The sequence below is a fragment of the Scandinavium sp. genome, assembly GCF_036271055.1.
Classification (GTDB): Bacteria; Pseudomonadota; Gammaproteobacteria; order Enterobacterales; family Enterobacteriaceae; genus Scandinavium.
This window is the reverse complement of the sequence record NZ_DATBBJ010000073.1, coordinates 372045-394168: the sequence shown is the minus strand read 5'-3', so window position 1 is coordinate 394168 and position 22124 is coordinate 372045. Positions and strand designations below refer to the sequence as shown.

The 22124-nt window shown below is 53.1% G+C and carries 19 protein-coding genes; 14 read left to right on the top strand and 5 right to left on the bottom strand.

The window, feature by feature from the left end; translation table 11 throughout:
• Positions 1–10: 10 nt before the first annotated feature.
• Complete coding sequence (locus VH187_RS15610; protein WP_329702356.1) at positions 11–1057, bottom strand: NAD(P)-dependent alcohol dehydrogenase; 1047 nt, start codon at positions 1055–1057, stop codon at positions 11–13.
• Positions 1058–1332: 275 nt separating this feature from the next.
• On the opposite strand from VH187_RS15610, the gene sra reads away from it, so the two are divergent.
• The 4 genes from sra (at position 1333) to adhP (ending at position 6640) form a co-directional block, all read left to right on the top strand.
• Positions 1333–1473, top strand: a complete 141-nt coding sequence (gene sra, locus VH187_RS15605) for a stationary-phase-induced ribosome-associated protein (protein ID WP_329702355.1) — start codon at positions 1333–1335, stop codon at positions 1471–1473.
• Between the two features lie 195 nt (positions 1474–1668).
• On the top strand, positions 1669–3366 hold the full coding sequence (locus VH187_RS15600; RefSeq protein WP_329702354.1) for an NAD-dependent malic enzyme: 1698 nt from the start codon (positions 1669–1671) through the stop codon (positions 3364–3366).
• Positions 3367–3690: 324 nt separating this feature from the next.
• Entirely contained in the window at positions 3691–5409 is a 1719-nt protein-coding gene (locus VH187_RS15595; protein ID WP_329702353.1) for an ABC-F family ATP-binding cassette domain-containing protein, read from the top strand.
• 220 nt (positions 5410–5629) lie between these two features.
• Complete coding sequence (gene adhP / locus VH187_RS15590; protein WP_329702352.1) at positions 5630–6640, top strand: alcohol dehydrogenase AdhP; 1011 nt, start codon at positions 5630–5632, stop codon at positions 6638–6640.
• 59 nt (positions 6641–6699) lie between these two features.
• Here the strand turns inward: adhP and VH187_RS15585 are convergent, their stop codons facing one another.
• Complete coding sequence (locus VH187_RS15585; protein WP_329702351.1) at positions 6700–7209, bottom strand: RrF2 family transcriptional regulator; 510 nt, start codon at positions 7207–7209, stop codon at positions 6700–6702.
• A 132-nt stretch (positions 7210–7341) separates the two neighbouring features.
• Between VH187_RS15585 and VH187_RS15580 the strand changes: the two genes are divergently transcribed.
• The 4 genes from VH187_RS15580 (at position 7342) to yddG (ending at position 10259) form a co-directional block, all read left to right on the top strand.
• Complete coding sequence (locus VH187_RS15580; RefSeq protein WP_329702350.1) at positions 7342–8544, top strand: NAD(P)/FAD-dependent oxidoreductase; 1203 nt, start codon at positions 7342–7344, stop codon at positions 8542–8544.
• 209 nt (positions 8545–8753) lie between these two features.
• Positions 8754–9032: a type II toxin-antitoxin system RelE/ParE family toxin gene (locus tag VH187_RS15575; protein ID WP_329702349.1), complete on the top strand. Its 279-nt coding sequence runs from the start codon at positions 8754–8756 to the stop codon at positions 9030–9032.
• Positions 9032–9322 (top strand): HigA family addiction module antitoxin, encoded by a 291-nt coding sequence (locus VH187_RS15570; protein ID WP_329702348.1) that lies wholly within the window; start codon positions 9032–9034, stop codon positions 9320–9322. The genes VH187_RS15575 and VH187_RS15570 overlap by 1 nt, the downstream gene beginning before the upstream one ends.
• A gap of 58 nt (positions 9323–9380) precedes the next feature.
• Positions 9381–10259, top strand: a complete 879-nt coding sequence (yddG, locus tag VH187_RS15565; RefSeq protein ID WP_329702347.1) for an aromatic amino acid DMT transporter YddG — start codon at positions 9381–9383, stop codon at positions 10257–10259.
• Here the strand turns inward: yddG and VH187_RS15560 are convergent, their stop codons facing one another.
• Complete coding sequence (locus tag VH187_RS15560; protein WP_329702346.1) at positions 10260–11750, bottom strand: MFS transporter; 1491 nt, start codon at positions 11748–11750, stop codon at positions 10260–10262. It abuts the gene before it with no gap.
• A gap of 118 nt (positions 11751–11868) precedes the next feature.
• Here VH187_RS15560 and VH187_RS15555 point away from each other — a divergent pair, with 118 nt between their 5' ends.
• From VH187_RS15555 to narI, 6 genes are all read left to right on the top strand, one after another.
• A complete protein-coding gene (locus tag VH187_RS15555; protein WP_329702345.1) occupies positions 11869–12444 on the top strand; it encodes a TetR family transcriptional regulator in 576 nt (191 codons plus the stop codon).
• A gap of 177 nt (positions 12445–12621) precedes the next feature.
• The gene (locus VH187_RS15550; RefSeq protein ID WP_329702344.1) at positions 12622–14007 is read left to right on the top strand and encodes a NarK family nitrate/nitrite MFS transporter; all 1386 of its coding nucleotides are present in this window, start codon (positions 12622–12624) and stop codon (positions 14005–14007) included.
• Between the two features lie 121 nt (positions 14008–14128).
• Complete coding sequence (locus VH187_RS15545) at positions 14129–17869, top strand: nitrate reductase subunit alpha (RefSeq protein WP_329702343.1); 3741 nt, start codon at positions 14129–14131, stop codon at positions 17867–17869.
• Positions 17866–19410, top strand: a complete 1545-nt coding sequence (gene narH / locus VH187_RS15540) for a nitrate reductase subunit beta (protein WP_329702342.1) — start codon at positions 17866–17868, stop codon at positions 19408–19410. The genes VH187_RS15545 and narH overlap by 4 nt, the downstream gene beginning before the upstream one ends.
• Positions 19410–20111, top strand: a complete 702-nt coding sequence (gene narJ, locus VH187_RS15535; protein ID WP_329702341.1) for a nitrate reductase molybdenum cofactor assembly chaperone — start codon at positions 19410–19412, stop codon at positions 20109–20111. The genes narH and narJ overlap by 1 nt, the downstream gene beginning before the upstream one ends.
• Positions 20108–20788, top strand: a complete 681-nt coding sequence (gene narI, locus VH187_RS15530) for a respiratory nitrate reductase subunit gamma (RefSeq protein WP_329702340.1) — start codon at positions 20108–20110, stop codon at positions 20786–20788. Before narJ ends, narI begins: the two co-directional genes overlap by 4 nt.
• Positions 20789–20835: 47 nt before the next feature.
• On the opposite strand, the gene VH187_RS15525 is transcribed toward narI, so the two are convergent.
• Positions 20836–21198 (bottom strand): hypothetical protein, encoded by a 363-nt coding sequence (locus tag VH187_RS15525; protein ID WP_329702339.1) that lies wholly within the window; start codon positions 21196–21198, stop codon positions 20836–20838.
• Positions 21195–22100, bottom strand: a complete 906-nt coding sequence (locus VH187_RS15520) for a lysozyme (RefSeq protein ID WP_329702338.1) — start codon at positions 22098–22100, stop codon at positions 21195–21197. The genes VH187_RS15525 and VH187_RS15520 overlap by 4 nt, the downstream gene beginning before the upstream one ends.
• Positions 22101–22124 lie beyond the last annotated feature (24 nt).

Here is a 22124-nt window from a genome sequence, read left to right as displayed (position 1 = left end):
ACCGTAGAAATCAGGCCCGAAGCGACGCCATATCAATCACAAAGCGGTATTTCACATCGCTTTTTTGCATCCGTTCGTAAGCGTGATTGATATCCTGAATGTTGATCACTTCGACATCGGCCGCGATCCCTTTCTCGGCACAGAAATCGAGCATTTCCTGTGTTTCGGCAATGCCGCCAATCGCTGAACCGGCCATCGAGCGGCGGTTAATCAGCATCGGGATGGTATTAAATTCCGGCGTATCGCCAAGCAAACCCACGAACACCAGCGTGCCGTCCAGCGCCAGCGTTGGCAGATACGGGTTAATATCATGCTCGTAAGGCACGGTATCGATAATCAGATCGAACTGATTTTTCACCGCTGCCATCTGTTTTTCATCAGAAGAGAGCACCACATTGTTCGCGCCCAAGCGACGCGCATCAGCCTCTTTTCCCGGCGAGCGGGTAAATAACGTCACTTCTGCGCCCAGCGCATGGGCCAGTTTCAATCCCATATGACCGAGACCGCCAAGACCGATTACTGCGACTTTACTGTTCTCATCAATATTCCAGTGACGCAGCGGTGACCAGGTGGTGATCCCCGCACACAGCAGCGGCGCGGCGCCTTTCAGGTCGAGTCCTTCAGGGACGCGCAAGACAAAGTCCTGGCTGGCATGGATGAACTGCGAATACCCGCCGTAGGTGGGCTGGTGATCGTGGCGGTCGTGTCCGTTATAGGTTTGTGTGTTGCCTTCTTCGCAGTACTGCTCCAGCCCTTCTTTACAAGGCTCGCAGACGCGACAGGAATCAACCATACAGCCGATGGCGGCGAGGTCACCGGGCTTGAATTTAGTGACGCTGTCACCAACAGCCGTTACCCGCCCGACAATTTCATGGCCGGGAACCAGCGGATAGGTACTGAATCCCCAGTCGTTACGGGCCTGATGCAAATCAGAATGGCAAACACCGCAGTACAACACTTCAATTGTTACATCGTCCGGGCGCGGCTCGCGTCGGTCGAAAGAGAAAGGGGCCAAAGGTGTGGTGGGATTTTGTGCTGCATAGCCTAAAACTTTCATGGGCAGACCTCAGGGTGAGCTGAACAGGAAACTTCTGCGCGAATCATCAAGCCGCGAACCATCAAGCATAGCCCAGTGAAATGATGGTGGGATGGCAGGCGCACAAAGGGTTAAACCTCGGAGAGTTCCTGAAAGCGTCAGTCCGTGTTGCTATTTTGCGCCGAATGGTCAAGTATCAATCACGCAGGCAGAGTGTTTGTCTGCGCTAAGGGGTAAATTTCGCCCGGCCCCCCCGGGATTGACCTTGAAATCATTCACAGGATTAAGGAGTCAGCATGAAATCGAACCGTCAGGCACGTCATATTCTTGGCTTGAACTACAAGCTATCGAACCAGAAAAAAGTCCTTATCGAAGGCGATTCGGAAACTCAGCATAACCACACCCATGCCACCGGCCGTAAACGCCGTACCGAGTAATTCCAGGGCTATTGAGCCGTTGTTTCGATAAAGACAAACACCATCGTTGGCACAAGATGGTGTTTTTTTTGGTAATGAACTGACGCTTTTACCCTTTTTATTAACACTTGCTTTATACTTTGCCGCGCCGAAGACCCTGCCGGCCCTTCCCGCTATGCATGTCCGGGCCTGGCGTGATGACAAAGGATCCGTAAGATGTTGCTCAATCATAAAAACAATCGTTCGCTTTATATCCCCTATGCAGGCCCCGTTTTACTGGAGTTTCCTCTTCTCAATAAAGGCAGCGCCTTTAGCCAGGAAGAGCGTCGCAATTTCAATCTGTTAGGTTTACTGCCCGCGGTGGTTGAAACTATCGAAGAACAGGCCGAGCGCGCCTGGATCCAGTATCAGGGATTTAAGACTGAAATCGACAAACACATTTACCTGCGCAATATCCAGGATACCAACGAAACCCTCTTCTACCGTCTGGTCGAAAACCACCTCGACGAGATGATGCCCGTTATCTATACCCCGACCGTGGGTGCCGCGTGTGAGCGCTTCTCAGAGATTTATCGTCGCTCACGTGGCGTGTTCATCTCCTACGAAAACCGGCATAACATGGACGATATTCTGCAAAATGTGCCTAACCACAATATCAAAGTGATCGTGGTGACCGACGGGGAGCGCATTCTTGGCCTCGGCGATCAGGGCATTGGCGGAATGGGCATTCCGATTGGCAAACTATCACTGTACACAGCCTGTGGTGGCATCAGCCCGGCGTACACGCTGCCGGTGGTGCTTGATGTGGGCACCAATAATCAGCAACTGCTGAACGACCCTCTGTACATGGGCTGGCGTAACCCGCGCATCACCGACGACGAGTACTATCAGTTCGTCGATGATTTCATTCAGGCGGTGAAACAACGCTGGCCGAACGTGCTGTTGCAGTTCGAAGATTTCGCACAGAAAAACGCGATGCCGCTGCTGAACCGCTATCGCGATGATATTTGTTCGTTCAACGATGATATCCAGGGCACGGCGGCAGTGACCGTTGGCACGCTGATTGCCGCCAGCCGTGCGGCCGGTAGCCAGCTCAGCGACCAGAAAATCGTGTTCCTCGGCGCAGGTTCTGCCGGTTGTGGGATCGCCGAGCAAATCATCGCCCAGACCCAGCGTGAAGGATTGAGCGAAGAACAAGCGCGAGCTCGGGTGTTCATGGTTGACCGTTTCGGTCTGCTGACTGACCAGATGCCTAACCTGTTGGCGTTCCAAAACAAACTGGTGCAAAAGCGCGAAAACCTGAACAATTGGGACAGCAACGAAGATGTGCTGTCGCTGTTGGATGTGGTGCGTAACGCCAAGCCGGATATTCTGATTGGTGTTTCCGGCCAGACCGGGCTATTCACCGAAGAAATCATTCGTGAGATGCACAAGCATTGCCCGCGCCCGATTGTGATGCCGCTGTCAAACCCGACATCACGCGTAGAAGCCACGCCGCAGAACATCATCAGTTGGACAGAAGGCTGTGCGTTGGTGGCAACCGGTAGCCCGTTTGCCCCGGTTGTGTGGAAAGAGAAAACGTACCCTATCGCGCAGTGCAATAACTCCTACATTTTCCCTGGCATCGGTTTAGGTGTGATCGCCTCTGGCGCGTCGCGTATCACCGATGAAATGCTAATGTCGGCGAGTGAAACGCTGGCCAAACATTCGCCACTGGTGAATAACGGTGAAGGTTTGGTGCTTCCGGAGTTAAAGGACATTCACACCGTGTCGCGTGCGATTGCGTTTGCCATCGGTAAAATGGCGCAGCAGCAAGGTGTGGCGGTGAAAACCTCTGCCGAAGCGCTGCAACAAGCGATCGATGATAACTTCTGGCAGCCGGAGTACCGCAGCTACCGTCGCACCTCGATTTAATGCCGGATGGCGCTGCGCTTCCCGGACCTACGATAATTTGTAGGTCCGGCAGGCGTAGCGTCGCCTGACAATCCCCGCTACACTGAATTCACCCATTAATCTGTTGAATATAAAAAGGAGGATCCCCATGCTGTACTGTGAAATGTTTGATATTTCACATGCCTTTGGCGATCGCACCTGCTCAAGCGTTATCCGTACCGTGCTGCGATAACTTCTGCTTGAGCGAAGACACCAAAGACTGAATCCCTTCCCTCGGGCTTACCGGGTTATCGTCGGCGTTATATGACGAGGCGTTTTGACGCCAATAACACTTGAGTAAGTTCAATGAGTACATTATTAAGCGCACACTCGCTATGCAGCGAAACGGCCTTTGGGCCCCTGTTTACTGACCTCTCTTTCACCCTGAAAAAAGGCGATCGCGTCGGGCTGATTGGCTATAACGGCTGCGGCAAAAGTACCCTGCTAAAACTGCTGGATGGCACCCTTGCGGCCTCATCAGGTGCCGTTTCTGTTGCTAATCACTGCCTGCTGGCGCGTGTTGAACAACATTTACCGGAATCAATCGGACCGCTGACGATGCTCGATGCGGTGTTGGAAAAGATTGCGCAAAGCGAACGAGAAAACCAACGCTGGCGTGCCGAAGCTTTGCTGGCTGAAATGGGGTTCAGTGACGCAGATATTGCGTTAACGGCCGCCACGTTAAGCGGCGGACAACACACGCGCTTGCTACTTGCGCGGGCGCTGATCACCTCCCCGGACCTGTTATTGCTGGATGAGCCAGGCAACCACCTCGATCTGCCCACGCTGCTGTGGCTGGAGCGTTTTCTCAACGGCTGGAACGGCAGCTTTATTGTGGTCTCTCATGACCAACAGCTATTGGATAACGTCACCAATACCAGTTGGATCCTACGTGACCACCGTCTGCATAGCTTCGCTCTTCCCTGTAGCGCCGCCCGTCAGGCGCTGGAGGAACAAGACGTAAGCGATGCTCTGCGTTTCAAAGCCGAGCAAAAAGAGATAGACCGGGTGACCACCAGTGCCAAACAGCTGGCAGTATGGGGAAGCGTATACGACAACGAAGCGCTGTCCCGCAAGGCTAAGCAGATGGAAAAACAGGTCGAACGATTGAAAGACATCCAAACCGATGTCACGGCGGGTAGCCAGTGGCGCTTGCAGTTGCATGGCGACCTGCTTCGCGCCGACCGTCTTCTGGAGCTGGAAAACTTGGCGGTTTCACCTGCGCCGGGTCTGGAGGCATTATTTACGGCTCCGGTCTCGAGATTGAAAAGCGGCGATCGGGTCGCAGTAATCGGACGCAATGGCTGCGGAAAGTCGTCACTTTTGCGGCTTATCTGGCAAGCCTATCGGGAAAACGCGTCGATGAGCGGATTAAAAATCCACCCACGCGTGGAGCTCGGTTATTACGATCAGACGTTACATCAGTTAGCGGATGAGGCCACGCTTTTCGACGCTTTAGAACCGTTCGCACCCGCGCCAGAAGATCGAAAAATGGCGCTTATTGGCGCAGGTTTTGCCTGGGCTCGCCACGGTCAACGCGTGGATTCTCTAAGCGGAGGCGAACGTTCGCGGTTGTTGTTTGTGGGCCTGACGCTAGCGCGCTACAGCCTGTTGATGCTCGACGAACCTACTAACCATCTGGATATGGAGGGCAAAGAGGCATTAGCCGAAACGCTGCAATCCTTCGCGGGAGGGGTTCTGCTTGTAAGTCATGACAGGCAACTGATCCAGCAAAGCTGCAATCGCTTCTGGCTGATTGAAAACGGCGTATTGGAAGAGTGGCATGACGCCGACACGGTGTGGGACCGACTACGCGAACCGCTGCAAACCGCGTTGTTCTCCGCATCTGGCGTGAAAACGGGCTCCGCAATTGACGATATGGATGATCTTCTGGCTAGGTTGGTCAGTCTGGAAACGCGACTTGCAGAGGATTTAGCGCGTAAACCTAAACACCAGAAGCCTCAGTTGCAGGCCGAATGGGCGCAGGAGATCGCCCGGTTGAACGCGTTGCTTGAAGGCATTTAATCCCGTCTCAAAGGCACCTTCGGGTGCCTTCTTTTGTATTGATTTCCAGTGATTCATAGCTATCACTTATGACTTAAATGGAATTATAAACTACCAACTAAAGTAATTTTATTACTTTGTGTTACCGCTCTCTTGCCTATTTTATAGAACGTGTTAACTCTAAAGGAGTAACGACGTACACCGGAGACGCCGTCATTTTCATTCTTGAAAGGAGCACTACATGAAAGCTGCTGTAGTTAGTCATGACCATCAGGTCAATGTTACGGAAAAAACGCTGCGTCCGCTGAAACATGGCGAAGCACTGCTAAAAATGGAATGTTGCGGCGTCTGCCATACCGATCTGCACGTCAAAAATGGCGACTTTGGTGATAAAACCGGCGTAATTCTCGGTCATGAAGGGATCGGGATCGTCAAAGAAGTTGGCCCTGGCGTCAGCTCATTGAAACCGGGCGACCGCGCGAGCGTGGCGTGGTTCTTCGAGGGCTGTGGTCACTGCGAATACTGTAACAGCGGCAATGAAACCCTCTGTCGGGATGTGAAAAATGCCGGGTACAGCGTGGACGGTGGCATGGCTGAAGAATGCATTGTTACCGCCGATTACGCGGTAAAAGTGCCGGATGGACTGGAATCTGCTGCGGCCAGCAGCATCACCTGCGCAGGTGTCACTACCTATAAAGCGGTGAAAATTTCCGGCATCAAACCGGGCCAGTGGATTGCGATTTACGGGCTTGGCGGTTTGGGCAACCTGGCGCTGCAATACGCGAAAAATGTGTTTAACGCGAAAGTGATCGCGCTGGACGTCAATGATGAACAGTTGAAACTGGCTGCCGAAATGGGTGCGGATTTAATCATTAACTCACGCAGCGAAGATGCCGCCAAAATCGTGCAGGAAAAAACCGGTGGCGCGCACGCAGCTGTTGTCACAGCCGTTGCAAAAGCGGCCTTTAACTCCGCCGTTGACGCTGTGCGTGCCGGTGGCCGTGTGGTTGCAGTGGGTCTGCCGCCAGAATCCATGAGCCTCGATATTCCGCGTCTGGTTCTGGATGGCATTCAGGTCGTCGGTTCCCTGGTGGGTACTCGTCAGGACTTGATTGAAGCCTTCCAGTTCGCTGCGGAAGGCAAAGTTGTGCCGAAAGTCACGATGCGCCCGCTGGGCGACATCAACGCGATTTTCAAAGAGATGGAACAAGGCCAAATTCGTGGTCGCATGGTCATCGATCTGCGCCATTAATTCTCACTGAAACGACAAACGGCGCCAGAAGGGCGCCGTTTCTAATTGGCTTAAGTGAATTACGCTTTACTTCGGCGATCGTTAATCCACTCTTTTACTTCGATAGTGAAGGTTTCCGGCGCCTTGCGGAACATTTTGCGCGCCAGGTCGAGAATGGTGTGACGAGCCAGTTCTTCTTCCATTCGCTGTTGGGCGCTGTCCATCACAGAGCGAACCCCACAAGGTCCATCACAGACCCATGAAGGCGGAGTTTCATCGAATAACGCCAGTCGCTGACGGATTTCGCGGCATTCAAACATCGATTTTTGCCCATCAATAGCCTGCACAATATCCAGCACGCTAATGAGTTCACTGGCTCTCGCTAAGCGGAATCCACCGCCCTTGCCTTCTGTGCTGACCACCAGCCCAGCCCGTGATAACCGGGTAAAAATTTTCGCGAGATAGTCATATGGCACGTTCTGTAGCTCTGCCAGCTCGCGCACACTCATTTCACGCGCGTCGCCGTTTGCATCAACCATGCTCATCAGGCTGTGGATACCGTATTCCACGCCAGAACTGTAAAACGCCATATTTCTACTCCTTTTCTGTTTCTGCCGAGATGATACCCCAGATACTCAGAAAGATCTTGTCGGAGTTAACTCCGACAAGTATAGTGGCAGTTATTGAGGCCAGACGGCCAGAAAATGCAGAAGGACTGAAAAATGAAACAACGTATTCTTATTATCGGCAGCGGTTTTGCAGGCATGTGGGCCGCCGTCAGCGCAGCGCGTCTTGCCCATCTGGAAGGTAATGACGCTCTGGAAATTGCCGTGCTGGCACCGCAACCTGAATTACGCGTCAGACCGCGTTTTTATGAAGCCAATGTCGCTTCATTGACCGCCGATTTGCAGCCGCTTTTTGCCGAGCTGGATATTCGTTTCATCGCTGGGCATGCCGAACGCATTGACTCTGCGCAGAACGGTGTGTGGTACAAAACAGCAACCTCAGAATCGACTTTTATCACTTACGACCGTCTGATTGTGGCGAGCGGCAGCCACCTGCACCACTTCGGCATTAAAGGCATCAACGAGCACGGCTTTGATATCGACCAACTGGAGACAGCTCAGCGCCTGGAAGATCATCTGAATGCCTTGGCAAATCAGCCTGAAAGCAACGCACGTAACACAGTCGTTGTGTGCGGCGGCGGTTTCACCGGTATTGAACTGGCGACCGAATTGCCTTCACGCTTAAAAGCGCTGCTGGGTGACGATACGAAGACCAAAGTAATCGTAGTTGAGCGCGGTTCTGTGATCGGTGGACGCTACAGCGAAGAGTTGCGAGACATCATTCGTAAAGCATCCGACGAGTTGGGTATCGAATGGCTTCTGAATACAGAAATTGAAGTGGTCGATGCCTCCGGCGTAACACTTAAAGACGGAACACATATTGACGCTTCCACCGTGGTATGGACTGCCGGGGTGAAGGCCAGCCCGCTGGGTGAAAACCTGACCGCTGAGCGTGATGCGCTGGGCCGCTTTATGGTTTCCCCTGACCTGCAGATCCCTGGCTACAACAACATCTTCGCCACGGGCGATATGGCACACGCCAAAACCGACGATCTCGGTAACACCGCGCTGATGACTTGCCAGCACGCGATTCAGCTTGGCAAATTTGCCGGGCATAACGCGGCCGCTAGCTTGCTGGGCGTTGATGCGCTGCCTTATCGTCAGGAAGTTTATGTCACCTGTCTCGACCTGGGGGCTTGGGGCGCGGTTTACACCGAAGGGTGGGATCAGCAGGTCAAAATGGTGCGTGACGAGGCTAAAAAACTCAAAATCGCCATTACCAATGAGCTTATCTATCCACCGAAGGCCGATCGCGAAATCGCGTTTGCTGCCGCCGATCCGCTGGCGAAATTCGTCTAGTTTTCTCTTTCCCCTCCGATCAGGGGTCCGGTTTCGTACCGGGCCCTCTCTCTTTTGCGGCGCTGCTCGAGCAATCACCGCATGCTGCTTGTTGTTTTCCTTCCCCGACGCAAACTCACTCTCGCCATTTTTCATGACGCAAAAAATAACCGTTGCGTCACACGCAACACGGAATATACTGTTCCTCAGCAAGGAACAGGGAGGGATCGATGATCATGAGCTTCCGCCATAAAGGATTACGCAACCTGTTCTTTTTTAATGAGACAGCCGGGGTAATGCCGCAACATGTCAAACGTTTACGCAATCGGCTAACGGTTCTTGATGCCGCAACAAAAGCCACCGACCTCAACCTGCCGGGCTACCGGTTACACGAGTTGAGCGGCGAACGTGAAGGTGTATGGGCAATAACCGTCTCAGGAAACTGGCGTTTAACCTTTGAATTTTTCAACGGCGACGCTCATGTACTCAACTATGAGGATTACCACTGATGAAAATGGCAAAACCGTCCAGTCCTGGCGATATCATTCAGGAATCGCTGGATGAACTGAATGTCAGCCTGCGTGAATTCGCGCGTGCAATGAATATCGCCCCTTCTACAGCCAGCCGACTGCTGAGCGGCAAAGCCGCGTTAACGCCAGAAATGGCCATTAAATTGTCCGTAGTGATCGGCAGTTCCGCTGAAATGTGGATGAATCTGCAGGTCAACTGGAGTCTCGCCGAAGCACAAAAACGGGTTGATGTTTCCGGGCTGCAACGTCTGGTTGTTGCTGGCGCTTGAATGCCTTTGCCGCTTTGCCGTACTCTTGCGGGTTTTCAGGATGAACAAGACAAGGCTCATGACAAAACAAAAAGCCACACTTATCGGCCTGTTGGCGATCCTGCTGTGGAGTACGATGGTTGGCCTTATTCGCGGCGTTAGCGAGGGTTTGGGTCCTGTTGGCGGCGCGGCTGCTATCTACACTTGCAGCGGCGTATTACTGCTTTTTACCGTCGGTTTCCCAAAACTTAAAACGTTTTTTGTCAGATATTTACTGGCAGGCTGCTTGCTGTTTGTGAGCTATGAAATCTGCCTCGCGCTTTCGTTGGGTTATGCCGCCACGCGCCAGCAAGCCATTGAGGTCGGGATGGTCAATTATCTGTGGCCCAGCCTGACTATCACCTTTGCCATTCTTTTTAATGGTCAGAAAGCACGCTGGTGGGTGATCCCTGGCCTGCTGATTTCATTACTCGGTGTCAGTTGGGTGTTGGGCGGTTCGGAAGGTCTGAATCTGGCAGAAATAAAGCAAAATATTGCCAGCAGCCCACTCAGCTATATTCTGGCATTTTGTGGGGCTTTTATTTGGGCGGCATACTGCACCGTGACGGCAAAATATGCCAAAGGTAAAAACGGCATCACCCTATTTGTGTTACTCACGGCGCTCAGTCTGTGGGCGCAGTATTTTTCCAGCGCCCAGCCACCGATGATCTTCAGTTGGCCGGTGGTGATTAAACTTATCCTTTGCGCATTGTCGCTCGGGTTTGCCTACGCGGCGTGGAATATCGGCATTCTTCACGGCAGTGTCAGTCTTCTGGCTGTGGGTTCTTACTTCACGCCAGTGCTCTCTTCCGCTCTGGCTTCAGTCCTGCTCGACGCCCCGCTTTCCTGGGCATTTTGGCAAGGCGCCTGCATGGTTTGCGCAGGCTCCTTGTTGTGCTGGCACGCCACCCGAAACTAGTTATGCGGTCTGGCGGGTTTTCGCCAGGCCGAACCAAATGCCCACCGCCAGAATCAGCATCATGCCGCCTGCGCTGAACAACGCCACACTGTGAGAAGTGATGAACGCGCTTTTTGCCGCCTGAACGACTGAGTCCGCCAGTGTCGGGGTCAGCGTCTGGGCAAGCTGCATGGCTTCACCAATGGACGAGCCAGCCCGAATCACTGCTTCTGCACCCAAACCCTCTGGCAACATGATCGACGCGGTATAGCTGCGGGTAAGGATCAAGCCAAATAGTGCGATGCCAAGCCCTGCGCCCAGTTCATAGGCCATGGTTTCGATAGCGCCAGCCGCCGCCGCTTTCTCTTTCGGCGCAGCGGCCATGATCGCAGCCGTCGAGGCTAACAGCGCGTTGGCGGCGCTAAAACCTAACAGCGCCATTAGCCCCCACGCCTGCCATTGCTGCGTGCTAAAATCGGTCATCGATAAACCCAGGAAGCTGAATGCGCTGAGTGCCATGCCGCCGGTTGCCACCTGACGCAAACCCAAGCGCGACACCAGAATACCTGCAACAGGGCCGCTGAAACCACTCGCCAGCATCAGCGGCAGCATAAACAGCCCAGCTTCAAACGGCGTTTTACCGTGAACAAACTGCAGTTCCTGTGCCATCAGCAGTTCGAAACCGACCAGCGTGATCATCGCTGTAACCGCCATCATCACACCGCTAAGAATAATGCGGTGTGTGAACAGTCGCATATCGATCATCGGCGTTTTGGCATTCAGTTGAATCCGCACAAAGGCGGTCAGCAACATTGCGCCAAACAGCAGCACAATGCCTACAATCCACAGCGCCATTACGCCTTTCATTGCCGTTTTCGCGCTCCAGACCAGCAACAGGATCGCCACTATCAGCATCAGAGCATGGCTGAAATTCAGCGGCTGCTCACGGCGACCGGCTTGCCGCGGCACGACGCGCGCACTGAGCGCCATCACCAGCAGCACAATAGGTACGTTAATCAGGAACACCGCGCCCCACCAGAAATGCTCCAGCACGATACCGCCAATCAACGGGCCAAACGCCGCCCCACCGGAACCGACCGCCGCCCACATCCCGAGCGCCATATTACGGTGGCGCGCTTCGCTAAACGTATTGCGGATCCCGGCAAGTGTGGCCGGAACAATCATCGCGGCACCAATCGCCAGCATCGCTCGCGCCGCAATTAGCCATTCCGCTGTTGGCGCAAACGCCGCACACAATGAAGCCAGACCAAACAAGCCGCTGCCGATCAACAACAGGCGTTTGAAGCCAATGCGGTCGCCAAGTGCGCCCATCGGCAACACCATGCCCGCCATTACCAGCGAATAAATATCAATGATCCACAGCAGCTCATTGCCGCTGGCCCCGAGCGATACGCTCAGCGTGGGGGCCGCGACGTGCAATACCGTGGCATCGATGGCTACCGGGATATAAACCAGCACGATAGCAACCAACGTTAACCATTGACGAAACATAACCTTTTCCTCTTTAGAACCAATCTGGACACTTGTCCAGATTGCGATCCTGCTTGAGAGTTGAACGCTTGTCCAGCTTTTTGTTATCATCGCTACATTGTCGTCAGGGACTAAAACTATGAGCTATTTGAATCGGGAAGAACGTCGCGAGACCATTATGCAGGCCGCGATTGACGTCGCACTCGAAGAGGGTTTCAGCGCGATGACCGTGCGTAACATCGCCAATCGGGCAGGCGTTGCTGCCGGTCAGGTTCACCACCACTTCACCTCATCCGGTGAACTGAAATCGCAGGCGTTTGTGCGGGTTATCCGTGAAATGATGGCCCTGCCGCTGGTGCCTGAAAATGCCAGCTGGCGTGAACGCCTATTTTCGCTGCTCGGAAGTGAAGATCGTCGGCTCGAACCTTACATTCGCCTGTGGCGTCAGGCGCAGCTGTTGGCCGACAGCGATCCTGAGATTAAAAACGCTTATCTGTTAACGATGTCACTGTGGCACGGTGAAGCCGTGCGTGTGATTATTGCCGGGCAACAAGCCGGAGAATTTACGCTGTCTGACAGCGCAGAAAATATCGCCTGGCGTTTGATAGCCCTTGTTTGCGGGCTGGATGGTATCTACGTCTTAGGGATGCCAGAGGTCGACGACGCGGCATTTAGCCGCCACTTAAAACAAGCTATTAACCTGGAATTAATTTAATTTTTACAATTGGTAACACTTAAGCGCAGCTATATTCTTAACCCATTCGCGGGGTTGCGCTTTTTTATCTATCCTTCTTTCACATAACCAAAAAAATCCTTACTTTCTGCGAAACATTACGTTTCGACGTACTCTTTTTGCCTTTTTTCATAACGAACGGGTGCAGACGAGGGCGATATGTCACAACGAAATGAGAAGAATAATCATTACCTTTTAAATGACTGGAAGCCAGAAAATCCGCAATTTTGGGAGAATAAAGGCAAAGGCATCGCCCGACGCAATCTCTGGATCTCCGTGGCTTGCCTACTGCTGGCATTCTGCGTATGGATGTTATTCAGCGCTGTTGCGGTGAATCTTAATAAAGTCGGATTTAATTTCACAACCGATCAACTGTTCTTATTAACCGCCCTACCTTCACTTTCCGGCGCAATATTACGCGTACCCTACTCCTTTATGGTGCCAATATTTGGCGGTCGCCACTGGACGGTATTAAGCACCGTTATTCTGATTATTCCTTGCGTCTGGCTCGGGATCGCCATTCAAAATACCGCTACTCCATTCTGGGTATTTATTGTCATCGCATTACTGTGCGGATTTGCGGGGGCGAATTTTGCCTCAAGCATGGGCAATATCAGTTTCTTCTTCCCGAAAGCGAAACAAGGCAGTGCACTCGGCATTAACGGCGGTCTTGGTAATCTGGGCGTCAGCGTAATGCAGTTAGTTGCCCCGCTGGTGATCTTCCTGCCCATCTATACCTTCCTTGGTGTGCAGGGTGTTCCCCAGGATGATGGTTCGACGATGTGGTTGACTAATGCCGCATGGATTTGGTCGCCTTTGCTGCTGCTGGCGACTATTGCCGCCTGGTTTGGCATGAACGATATCGCCAGTTCCAAAGCCTCAGTCGCCGAGCAATTGCCGGTGTTAGGACGGCTGCATACGTGGATCCTCGCCCTGCTTTATCTGGCAACGTTTGGGTCGTTTATCGGTTTTTCAGCCGGTTTTGCGATGCTCGCCAAAACTCAGTTTCCGGATGTGAATATCCTCAAACTGGCGTTCTTCGGCCCGTTCCTCGGGGCACTGGCGCGTTCATTTGGTGGCGTGATTTCCGATAAGCTCGGCGGCGTGCGCGTGACGCTGGTTAACTTCATTTTCATGGCGATTTTCAGCGCGCTGATCTTCTTTACCCTGCCGAGCGACACTTCACCGGGTAACTTCCTTACCTTCTATCTGGTCTTTATGGGGCTGTTCCTGACTGCCGGTCTTGGCAGCGGCTCAACCTTCCAGATGATTGCGGTGATCTTCCGTCGCATCACCATTGACCGCGTAAAAGCCAAAGGCGGTAGCGACGAACAGGCACAACAGGAAGCCGTGACCGATACCGCCGCCGCACTCGGTTTTATCTCCGCGATTGGCGCCGTCGGCGGTTTCTTCATTCCTAAAGCCTTCGGCACGTCATTGGCAATGACCGGCTCTCCGGTCGGCGCGATGAAAATCTTCCTCGTGTTCTACATCGTTTGCGTGGTGGTGACGTGGCTGGTCTACGGCCGCCGCAAATCTGCATAACGCCTGTTTTTTGCCCGGCGGCGCTTCGTTTGCCGGGCCTACGCACGAAGCCGGCAGTCTTTTGTAGGCCGGGCAAACGAAGCGCCGCCCGGCATCTTTGCCAGCAAAATGGAGCCATGTCATGAGCAAATTACTGGACAGATTTCGCTACTTTAAGCAAAAAGGCGACACCTTCGCCAACGGTCACGGCCAGGAATACAACACCAACCGCGAATGGGAAGACAGCTATCGCCAGCGCTGGCAGTTCGACAAAATTGTGCGCTCGACCCATGGCGTGAACTGTACCGGCTCCTGTAGCTGGAAAATTTACGTTAAAAACGGGCTGGTGACCTGGGAAACGCAACAAACGGACTATCCGCGCACGCGCCCTGATCTCCCGAATCATGAACCACGCGGTTGTCCACGCGGGGCAAGCTATTCCTGGTATTTGTACAGCGCCAACCGTTTGAAATATCCGCTGATCCGTAAAAGCTTGATCGAAATGTGGCGCGAAGCCCTCGGCCAACACACTGACCCGGTCAATGCCTGGAATGCGATCATGCAGGACCCGGCTAAATGCCTGAAATACAAACAGGCGCGCGGTCACGGCGGATTTGTTCGCTCCAACTGGAAAGAACTGAATACGCTGATCGCCGCGGCGAACGTCTGGACGATTAAGCATTATGGCCCGGATCGCGTCGCAGGATTCTCGCCAATCCCGGCAATGTCGATGGTCTCTTACGCCGCCGGGACGCGTTATCTTTCGCTGCTCGGTGGCACTTGTCTCAGTTTCTACGACTGGTACTGCGATTTACCGCCCGCCTCGCCGATGACCTGGGGTGAACAAACCGATGTACCTGAATCCGCCGACTGGTACAACTCGTCCTATATCATTGCCTGGGGTTCGAACGTGCCGCAAACGCGCACGCCGGATGCGCATTTCTTCACAGAAGTGCGTTACAAAGGCACCAAAACCATCGCTATCACGCCAGATTTTTCGGAAGTGGCAAAACTCAGCGATCAGTGGTTAGCGCCAAAGCAAGGCACCGACAGCGCGTTGGCCATGGCGATGGGCCACGTCATGCTGCGCGAATTCCATCTCGACAACCCGAGCGACTATTTCATCAACTATTGTTGTCGCTACACCGACATGCCAATGCTGGTGCAACTGGATGCGCGTGATGACGGCAGTTACGTACCGGGCCGCATGCTGCGCGCCTCCGATCTGGTCGATAACCTTGGCGAAAGCAACAATCCGCAGTGGAAAACCGTTGCGTTTAATACCACAGGAGATCTGGTCGTCCCCAACGGCGCGATTGGCTTCCGCTGGGGTGAACAAGGCAAATGGAATCTGGAATCGATTGCCGCGGGCGCGGAAACGGAATTACAGCTCAGCCTGTTGGGCACGCACGACAGCATCGCGGGCGTGGCTTTTCCCTATTTCGGCGGCAACGAAAACCCGCATTTCCGCAGCGTGAAACAGGACCCGATTCTGGTTCGCCAGGTTCCCGTAAAACAGCTTACGATGGCGGATGGCACTTCCGGACTGGTCGTCAGCGTTTACGATTTGATCCTCGCCAACTACGGTCTCGATCGCGGATTAGACGACCCGCTGGCGGCGAAAGATTACAGCGAAATCAAAGCCTACACACCCGCCTGGGCCGAACAAATTACCGGCGTGAAGCAATACGATATCGCCCAAATCGCCCGTGAATTTGCCGACACCGCACATAAAACGCATGGCCGGTCGATGATCATTCTCGGTGCCGGGGTCAACCACTGGTATCACATGGACATGAACTACCGGGGGATGATCAACATGCTGGTGTTCTGCGGCTGCGTCGGTCAAAGCGGCGGTGGCTGGGCGCACTATGTCGGCCAGGAAAAACTACGTCCGCAGACCGGTTGGCTGCCACTGGCATTCGCGCTGGACTGGAACCGTCCGCCGCGCCAGATGAACAGCACCTCCTATTTCTACAACCACTCCAGCCAGTGGCGTTACGAAAAACTCACCGCGAAAGAGCTGCTTTCGCCACTGGCCGACAGCAGCAAATTCACCGGCCATTTGATTGATTTCAACGTCCGCGCCGAGCGCATGGGCTGGTTGCCGTCTGCACCGCAGCTCAATCTTAATCCATTGTCGATCAAAGAGATGGCCGACGCAGCAGGCGTCACGCCCGCCGCTTACACCGAGCAGGCGCTGAAATCCGGCGATATTCGCATGGCGTGCGAACAGCCGGACAACGGCAAAAACCATCCGCGCAATCTGTTCGTCTGGCGCTCTAACCTGTTGGGATCTTCCGGTAAAGGTCATGAGTATTTACTCAAATATCTGCTGGGCACCGAAAGTGGAATTCAGGGCGAAGCGCTGGGTGAAAGTGATGATGTGAAGCCGGAGGAAGTCGAATGGCAAACGGCAGCGCTCGAAGGCAAACTCGACCTGCTGGTCACGCTCGATTTCCGTATGTCCAGCACCTGTCTGTTCTCCGATATCGTCTTGCCAACCGCCACCTGGTATGAAAAAGACGACATGAATACTTCGGATATGCATCCGTTTATTCATCCGCTGTCGGCGGCGGTCGATCCGGCATGGGAAGCGAAGAGTGACTGGGAAATCTACAAAGGCATCGCCAAAGAATTTTCTCAGGTTTGTATCGGGCATCTCGGCACCGAAACCGACGTGGTGCTGCAACCGTTAATGCACGATTCTCCGGCAGAGTTGTCGCAGCCGTTTGAAGTCGCCGACTGGCGCAAAGGCGAATGTGAATATGTGCCGGGTAAAACCGGACCGAGCATTGCGGTGGTTGAACGCGATTATCCGGCAACCTATGAACGTTTCACTTCCCTCGGGCCCCTGCTGGATAAACTCGGCAACGGCGGGAAAGGCATTTCCTGGAATACCGAGACTGAAATCGAATTCCTCGGCAAGCTCAATTACGTCAAGCTCGACGGCCCGGCGAAAGGTCGTCCGCGCATTGAAACTGCGATTGATGCTTCCGAAGTCATTCTCGCGCTTGCGCCTGAAACCAACGGTCAGGTAGCGGTTAAAGCCTGGCAGGCATTAAGCAAAATCACCGGTCGCGAGCACGCACATCTGGCGCTCAACAAAGAAGACGAAAAAATCCGCTTCCGCGATATCGTTGCCCAGCCGCGCAAAATCATCTCCAGCCCAACGTGGTCCGGCCTTGAAAGCGAACACGTTTCCTATAACGCCGGTTACACCAACGTTCACGAATTAATCCCGTGGCGCACACTGTCCGGTCGTCAGCAGTTGTATCAGGATCATCTGTGGATGCGCGCGTTTGGCGAAAGCCTGGTGGCTTACCGCCCACCGATTGACACCCGCAGCGTCACGCACATGAACGAGATCCCGCCGAACGGCTTCCCGGAAAAAGCGCTGAATTTCCTGACGCCACACCAGAAATGGGGCATTCACTCCACCTACAGTGAAAACCTGTTGATGTTAACGCTGTCGCGCGGCGGGCCGATTGTCTGGCTCAGCGAAACCGATGCCAAAGAGCTCGGCATCGCCGATAACGACTGGATTGAAGCCTTTAATGCCAACGGCGCCCTCACCGCTCGTGCCGTCGTCAGCCAGCGTATACCGCCAGGGATGACGATGATGTACCACGCCCAGGAACGCATCATGAATATTCCAGGTTCAGAAGTCACCGGACGGCGCGGCGGCATTCATAACTCTGTCACCCGCATTTGCCCGAAACCCACGCACATGATCGGCGGTTACGCCCAACTGGCGTGGAGCTTTAACTACTACGGGACCGTCGGCTCCAACCGCGACGAATTCATCATGATCCGCAAAATGAAAAACATTAACTGGCTGGATGACGAAAACAACGATCAGGTCCAGGAGGCGACAAAATGAAAATACGTTCCCAGGTTGGCATGGTTCTCAATCTCGACAAATGCATCGGCTGTCACACCTGCTCGGTGACCTGTAAAAACGTCTGGACCGGTCGCGAAGGCATGGAATACGCGTGGTTCAACAACGTGGAAACCAAACCGGGCATCGGTTATCCGAAAAACTGGGAAGATCAGGCGCAATGGGAAGGCGGCTGGATCAGGGGTATCAGCGGTAAGCTCACGCCGCGTCTCGGTGGTCGTCTTGCCCTGATGGCGAAAATTTTTGCCAACCCGGTGTTACCGTCCATCGACGACTATTACGAGCCGTTCACCTACGACTATCAGGATTTACAGCGCGCCCCGGAAGGCAAACATCTGCCAACCGCCCGCCCACGCTCGCTTATCAGCGGCGAGCGCATGAACAAAATCGAATGGGGCCCGAACTGGGAAGAACTGCTCGGCGGTGAATTTGAAAAACGTGCCAAGGATCAGAACTTTGAAAACATGCAAAAGGAGATGTACGGCCAGTTCGAAAACACCTTCATGATGTATCTCCCGCGTTTGTGCGAACACTGCCTGAACCCAAGCTGTGTGGCAACCTGCCCGAGCGGTGCGATTTATAAACGTGAAGAAGACGGCATTGTGCTGATCGACCAGGATAAATGCCGCGGCTGGCGCATGTGTATCAGCGGCTGCCCGTACAAAAAAATCTACTTCAACTGGAAAAGCGGCAAATCGGAAAAATGCATTTTCTGCTATCCGCGTATTGAATCCGGTCAGCCAACCGTGTGCTCGGAAACCTGCGTGGGGCGCATCCGTTATCTCGGTGTACTGCTGTACGATGCAGATCGCATTGAAGAAGCCGCGAGCACCGAGCATGTGACCGATCTGTACGAACGCCAGTGCGATGTGTTCCTCAACCCGAACGACCCGCATGTAATTGAAGAAGCGCTGAAGCAAGGGATTCCGCAGAACGTCATCGAAGCTGCGCAGCAGTCGCCTGTTTACAAACTGGCAATGGACTGGAAGCTTGCCCTGCCGCTGCATCCGGAATACCGCACGCTGCCGATGGTCTGGTACGTACCGCCATTGTCACCGATTCAGTCTGTCGCCGACGCAGGCGCATTGCCGCATAACGGCAATATTCTGCCGTCCGTCGAAAGTCTGCGTATACCGGTGCAATATCTCGCCAACCTATTAGCAGCGGGCGATACCGGCCCGGTACTGCGCGCACTGAAACGCATGATGGCAATGCGTCACTACAAACGCTCACAAACCGTGGAAGGCGTGACCGATACTCGCGCCATCGAGGAAGTCGGTCTCAGCGTGGAACAAGTAGAAGAGATGTACCGCTATCTTGCCATCGCCAACTACGAAGATCGGTTCGTGATCCCAACCAGTCACCGCGAAATGGCTGCCGATGCCTTCCCGGAGAAAAACGGCTGCGGCTTTACCTTCGGCGACGGCTGCCACGGCTCCGACACCAAATTCAACCTGTTCAACAGCAAACGCATTGACGCCATTGACGTCTCCGGCGTGCGCCATCATGGGGAGGGAGAATAATGCCGATCCTCAAGCTGATTGCACTGCTGCTGGAATACCCGGACGCGGTGCTGTGGGACAATCGCGAAGAAGCGCTGGAACTGGTGACGCAGGATGCGCCGACGCTAGCACCGTGGGTGGAAACCTATCTCAGCGCCCGACTGCTGGACCAGCAGGAGCTGTGGTGCGATTTGTTTGAACGCGGAAGCGCGATGTCTCTACTGTTATTCGAACACGTGCACGGCGAATCCCGCGATCGCGGTCAGGCGATGGTCGATTTAATGGCGCAATACGAACAGGCGGGCTTGCAGCTCGACTGCCGTGAATTGCCGGACCATCTACCGCTATATCTCGAGTTTCTCAGCACCCGTTCACCAGAAGAAGCGCGTGAAGGATTACAAAACGTCGCGCCAATTCTGGCGCTATTGGGCGGCCGACTCAAAGAACGGCAATCAAACTATTACCAACTGTTCGATACCCTGCTGTTGCTTGCCAATAGCCCCTTAAGAAGTGACAGCGTCACTCCGCAAGTGAAAAACGAGGTGCGTGACGACACCCGTCAGGCGCTGGACGCAGTGTGGGAAGAGGAACAAGTGAAGTTCATCGAGGATAACGCGACGACTTCCGCTTGCGACAGCTCTCCGCTGCAAAACTACCAGAAACGTTTCAGTCAGGACGTCGCGCCGCAGTACGTTGACGTTCGTCCCGGAGGCCCCAAATGAGTCACTTCTTTGACGTCTTCTTTTACGATATTTACCCCTACATCTGCGGCTCGGTATTTATCATCGGCAGTTGGCTGCGCTACGACTACGGGCAGTACACCTGGCGCGCAGGCTCCAGTCAGATGCTGGATAAACGCGGAATGGTGATTTGGTCGAACATGTTCCATATTGGCATTCTCGGGGTCTTTTTCGGGCATGCTTTTGGGATGCTGACCCCGCACTGGATGTATGAATCTTTCCTGCCGATTTCAGTGAAACAGCAAATGGCGATGATCCTCGGCGGAGCTTGCGGTGTGTTAACGCTGATTGGCGGTGCGGGGTTGTTGATTCGTCGCCTGTTTAACCCACGCGTTCGCGCGACGTCGACGACAGCCGATATTCTGATCCTCTGCATCTTGCTGATTCAATGTATTTTGGGGCTGTCGACCATCCCATTCTCGGCACAACATCCGGACGGCAGCGAAATGATGAAACTGGTGGGTTGGGCGCAATCAGTGGTGACGTTCCAGGGCGGTGCATCAACCCATCTGGAAGGCGTGGCGATCGTTTACCGCGTCCATCTGGCGCTGGGCATGACCATCTTCCTGCTGTTCCCGTTCACCCGTCTGGTCCACGTCTGGAGCGCGCCGGTGGAATATTTCACCCGCCGATATCAGATTGTTCGTTCGCGCCGTTGAGTCATAATATCTTTTCTGGCCCTCTTCTGCAGAGGGTCAGAAAATATCTAGTCATCATTGATTGTTATCGGTTCATCTAAAATGAGAAGACTGTTACCTTTAAATACGTTCAGGCGCCACGCATCCGCTTCGGTCGAATCCAAATCCATCCTCAATAAATATGTATAGTGACCATGAGTGAAGGTATAGCCGCGAAAATTCCGGTACGGGCCAACATTATAAGTCCTGCCATTGTCTATCACCAATGATGAACCGTCTCTCTTGTTAACCGAATGATAAGGAATAGAAGTGCAAACCAGATCAGTGTCAGAGCAACTGTCTGTATCAATTTCTATTTTAAAGTGTTCATTTTCAAACGTGGTTGCAAAACATGAGAACGACACCACTAATAATACCCAGTTGAGTTTCATATTTTCGTATATCCTTTCCCCACGAACACCTCATATTCGGACCTTCGCCTGTGAATTAAACCATTCATTACGTTCCCTTGTGAAATGGTGTAAAGCTTCCATGCACTATAAAGATCATCAACTGATTCGCCATTGACGATTTTCAATACGTTTGAATAAAAAAGCCCACTCCTTTTTCGATCATTGCCTGAGCCTATGTTGTAAGTCAGCATCACCAGCGCATCAAACTCATTTTGCGACACTCTTGTTTTTACACACTGCTGGACTGCCAAAACAAATTCTTCGAGGTTTTTGTTAAATAGTTTAGTCGCCTCACTCATTGACATTCCATTGCGATACTTCTCAAACTGTTGTGCATTAACAATGAGATGCCCATAGCCAACAGTCGCGCCCTTGCAATAACGGTTGATGCGTTTTGCCGTCTGGTCGTCATAGGGGTACTGCTGATATTTCTCATACTGCCTCATTAAATTGAGACAATCTTGGCTGGGTCGCATATTGCATGCGGAATATCGAGGATGTACTGAGTCATACCCAGATCGATTTATGATATTTATTTTTTGTTTCAATGTTTTAAATGTCGTGCAATTAGGCATTACAATCCCAGTCACATAAATGAAATTAGTTTTCTGGAATGCTGTAAGTGCGCGCACCACATCTTTATGGGTATTCGAATCGCTTGCCATTGTCCTGAACCCATTTTCAGATAAAAGCTTACGTACAATTCTTAAATCATGCTCGTTATTCGTTCCTCTAAAACCCACCGATGATTTTATCAGCCTATCCATACAATAGAATCCTTCTGTTGATGAAATAATTAGAATGCTTAAAATAGATTCCAACATACTGATGAATAGAAAGCGATCGTTAAAATAATCGGCAGCATCAAAACCTAAAGCCATCTGGGATATAGCTTTAATTTATTA

Bases quoted from the DNA above. Each gene is read 5' to 3' on its own strand.
- VH187_RS15570 (WP_329702348.1), top strand. From the start codon at position 9,032: ATGAAAATGGCAAAACCGTCCAGTCCTGGCGATATCATTCAGGAATCG.
- VH187_RS15595 (WP_329702353.1), top strand. From the start codon at position 3,691: ATGAGTACATTATTAAGCGCACACTCGCTATGCAGCGAAACGGCCTTT.
- VH187_RS15525 (WP_329702339.1), bottom strand. From the start codon at position 21,198: ATGAAACTCAACTGGGTATTATTAGTGGTGTCGTTCTCATGTTTTGCA.
- VH187_RS15580 (WP_329702350.1), top strand. From the start codon at position 7,342: ATGAAACAACGTATTCTTATTATCGGCAGCGGTTTTGCAGGCATGTGG.
- VH187_RS15520 (WP_329702338.1), bottom strand. From the start codon at position 22,100: ATGGCTTTAGGTTTTGATGCTGCCGATTATTTTAACGATCGCTTTCTA.
- VH187_RS15585 (WP_329702351.1), bottom strand. From the start codon at position 7,209: ATGGCGTTTTACAGTTCTGGCGTGGAATACGGTATCCACAGCCTGATG.
- narH (WP_329702342.1), top strand. From the start codon at position 17,866: ATGAAAATACGTTCCCAGGTTGGCATGGTTCTCAATCTCGACAAATGC.
- adhP (WP_329702352.1), top strand. From the start codon at position 5,630: ATGAAAGCTGCTGTAGTTAGTCATGACCATCAGGTCAATGTTACGGAA.
- VH187_RS15545 (WP_329702343.1), top strand. From the start codon at position 14,129: ATGAGCAAATTACTGGACAGATTTCGCTACTTTAAGCAAAAAGGCGAC.
- sra (WP_329702355.1), top strand. From the start codon at position 1,333: ATGAAATCGAACCGTCAGGCACGTCATATTCTTGGCTTGAACTACAAG.
- VH187_RS15550 (WP_329702344.1), top strand. From the start codon at position 12,622: ATGTCACAACGAAATGAGAAGAATAATCATTACCTTTTAAATGACTGG.
- VH187_RS15600 (WP_329702354.1), top strand. From the start codon at position 1,669: ATGTTGCTCAATCATAAAAACAATCGTTCGCTTTATATCCCCTATGCA.
- VH187_RS15560 (WP_329702346.1), bottom strand. From the start codon at position 11,750: ATGTTTCGTCAATGGTTAACGTTGGTTGCTATCGTGCTGGTTTATATC.
- narI (WP_329702340.1), top strand. From the start codon at position 20,108: ATGAGTCACTTCTTTGACGTCTTCTTTTACGATATTTACCCCTACATC.
- yddG (WP_329702347.1), top strand. From the start codon at position 9,381: ATGACAAAACAAAAAGCCACACTTATCGGCCTGTTGGCGATCCTGCTG.
- VH187_RS15610 (WP_329702356.1), bottom strand. From the start codon at position 1,057: ATGAAAGTTTTAGGCTATGCAGCACAAAATCCCACCACACCTTTGGCC.
- VH187_RS15575 (WP_329702349.1), top strand. From the start codon at position 8,754: ATGATCATGAGCTTCCGCCATAAAGGATTACGCAACCTGTTCTTTTTT.
- VH187_RS15555 (WP_329702345.1), top strand. From the start codon at position 11,869: ATGAGCTATTTGAATCGGGAAGAACGTCGCGAGACCATTATGCAGGCC.
- narJ (WP_329702341.1), top strand. From the start codon at position 19,410: ATGCCGATCCTCAAGCTGATTGCACTGCTGCTGGAATACCCGGACGCG.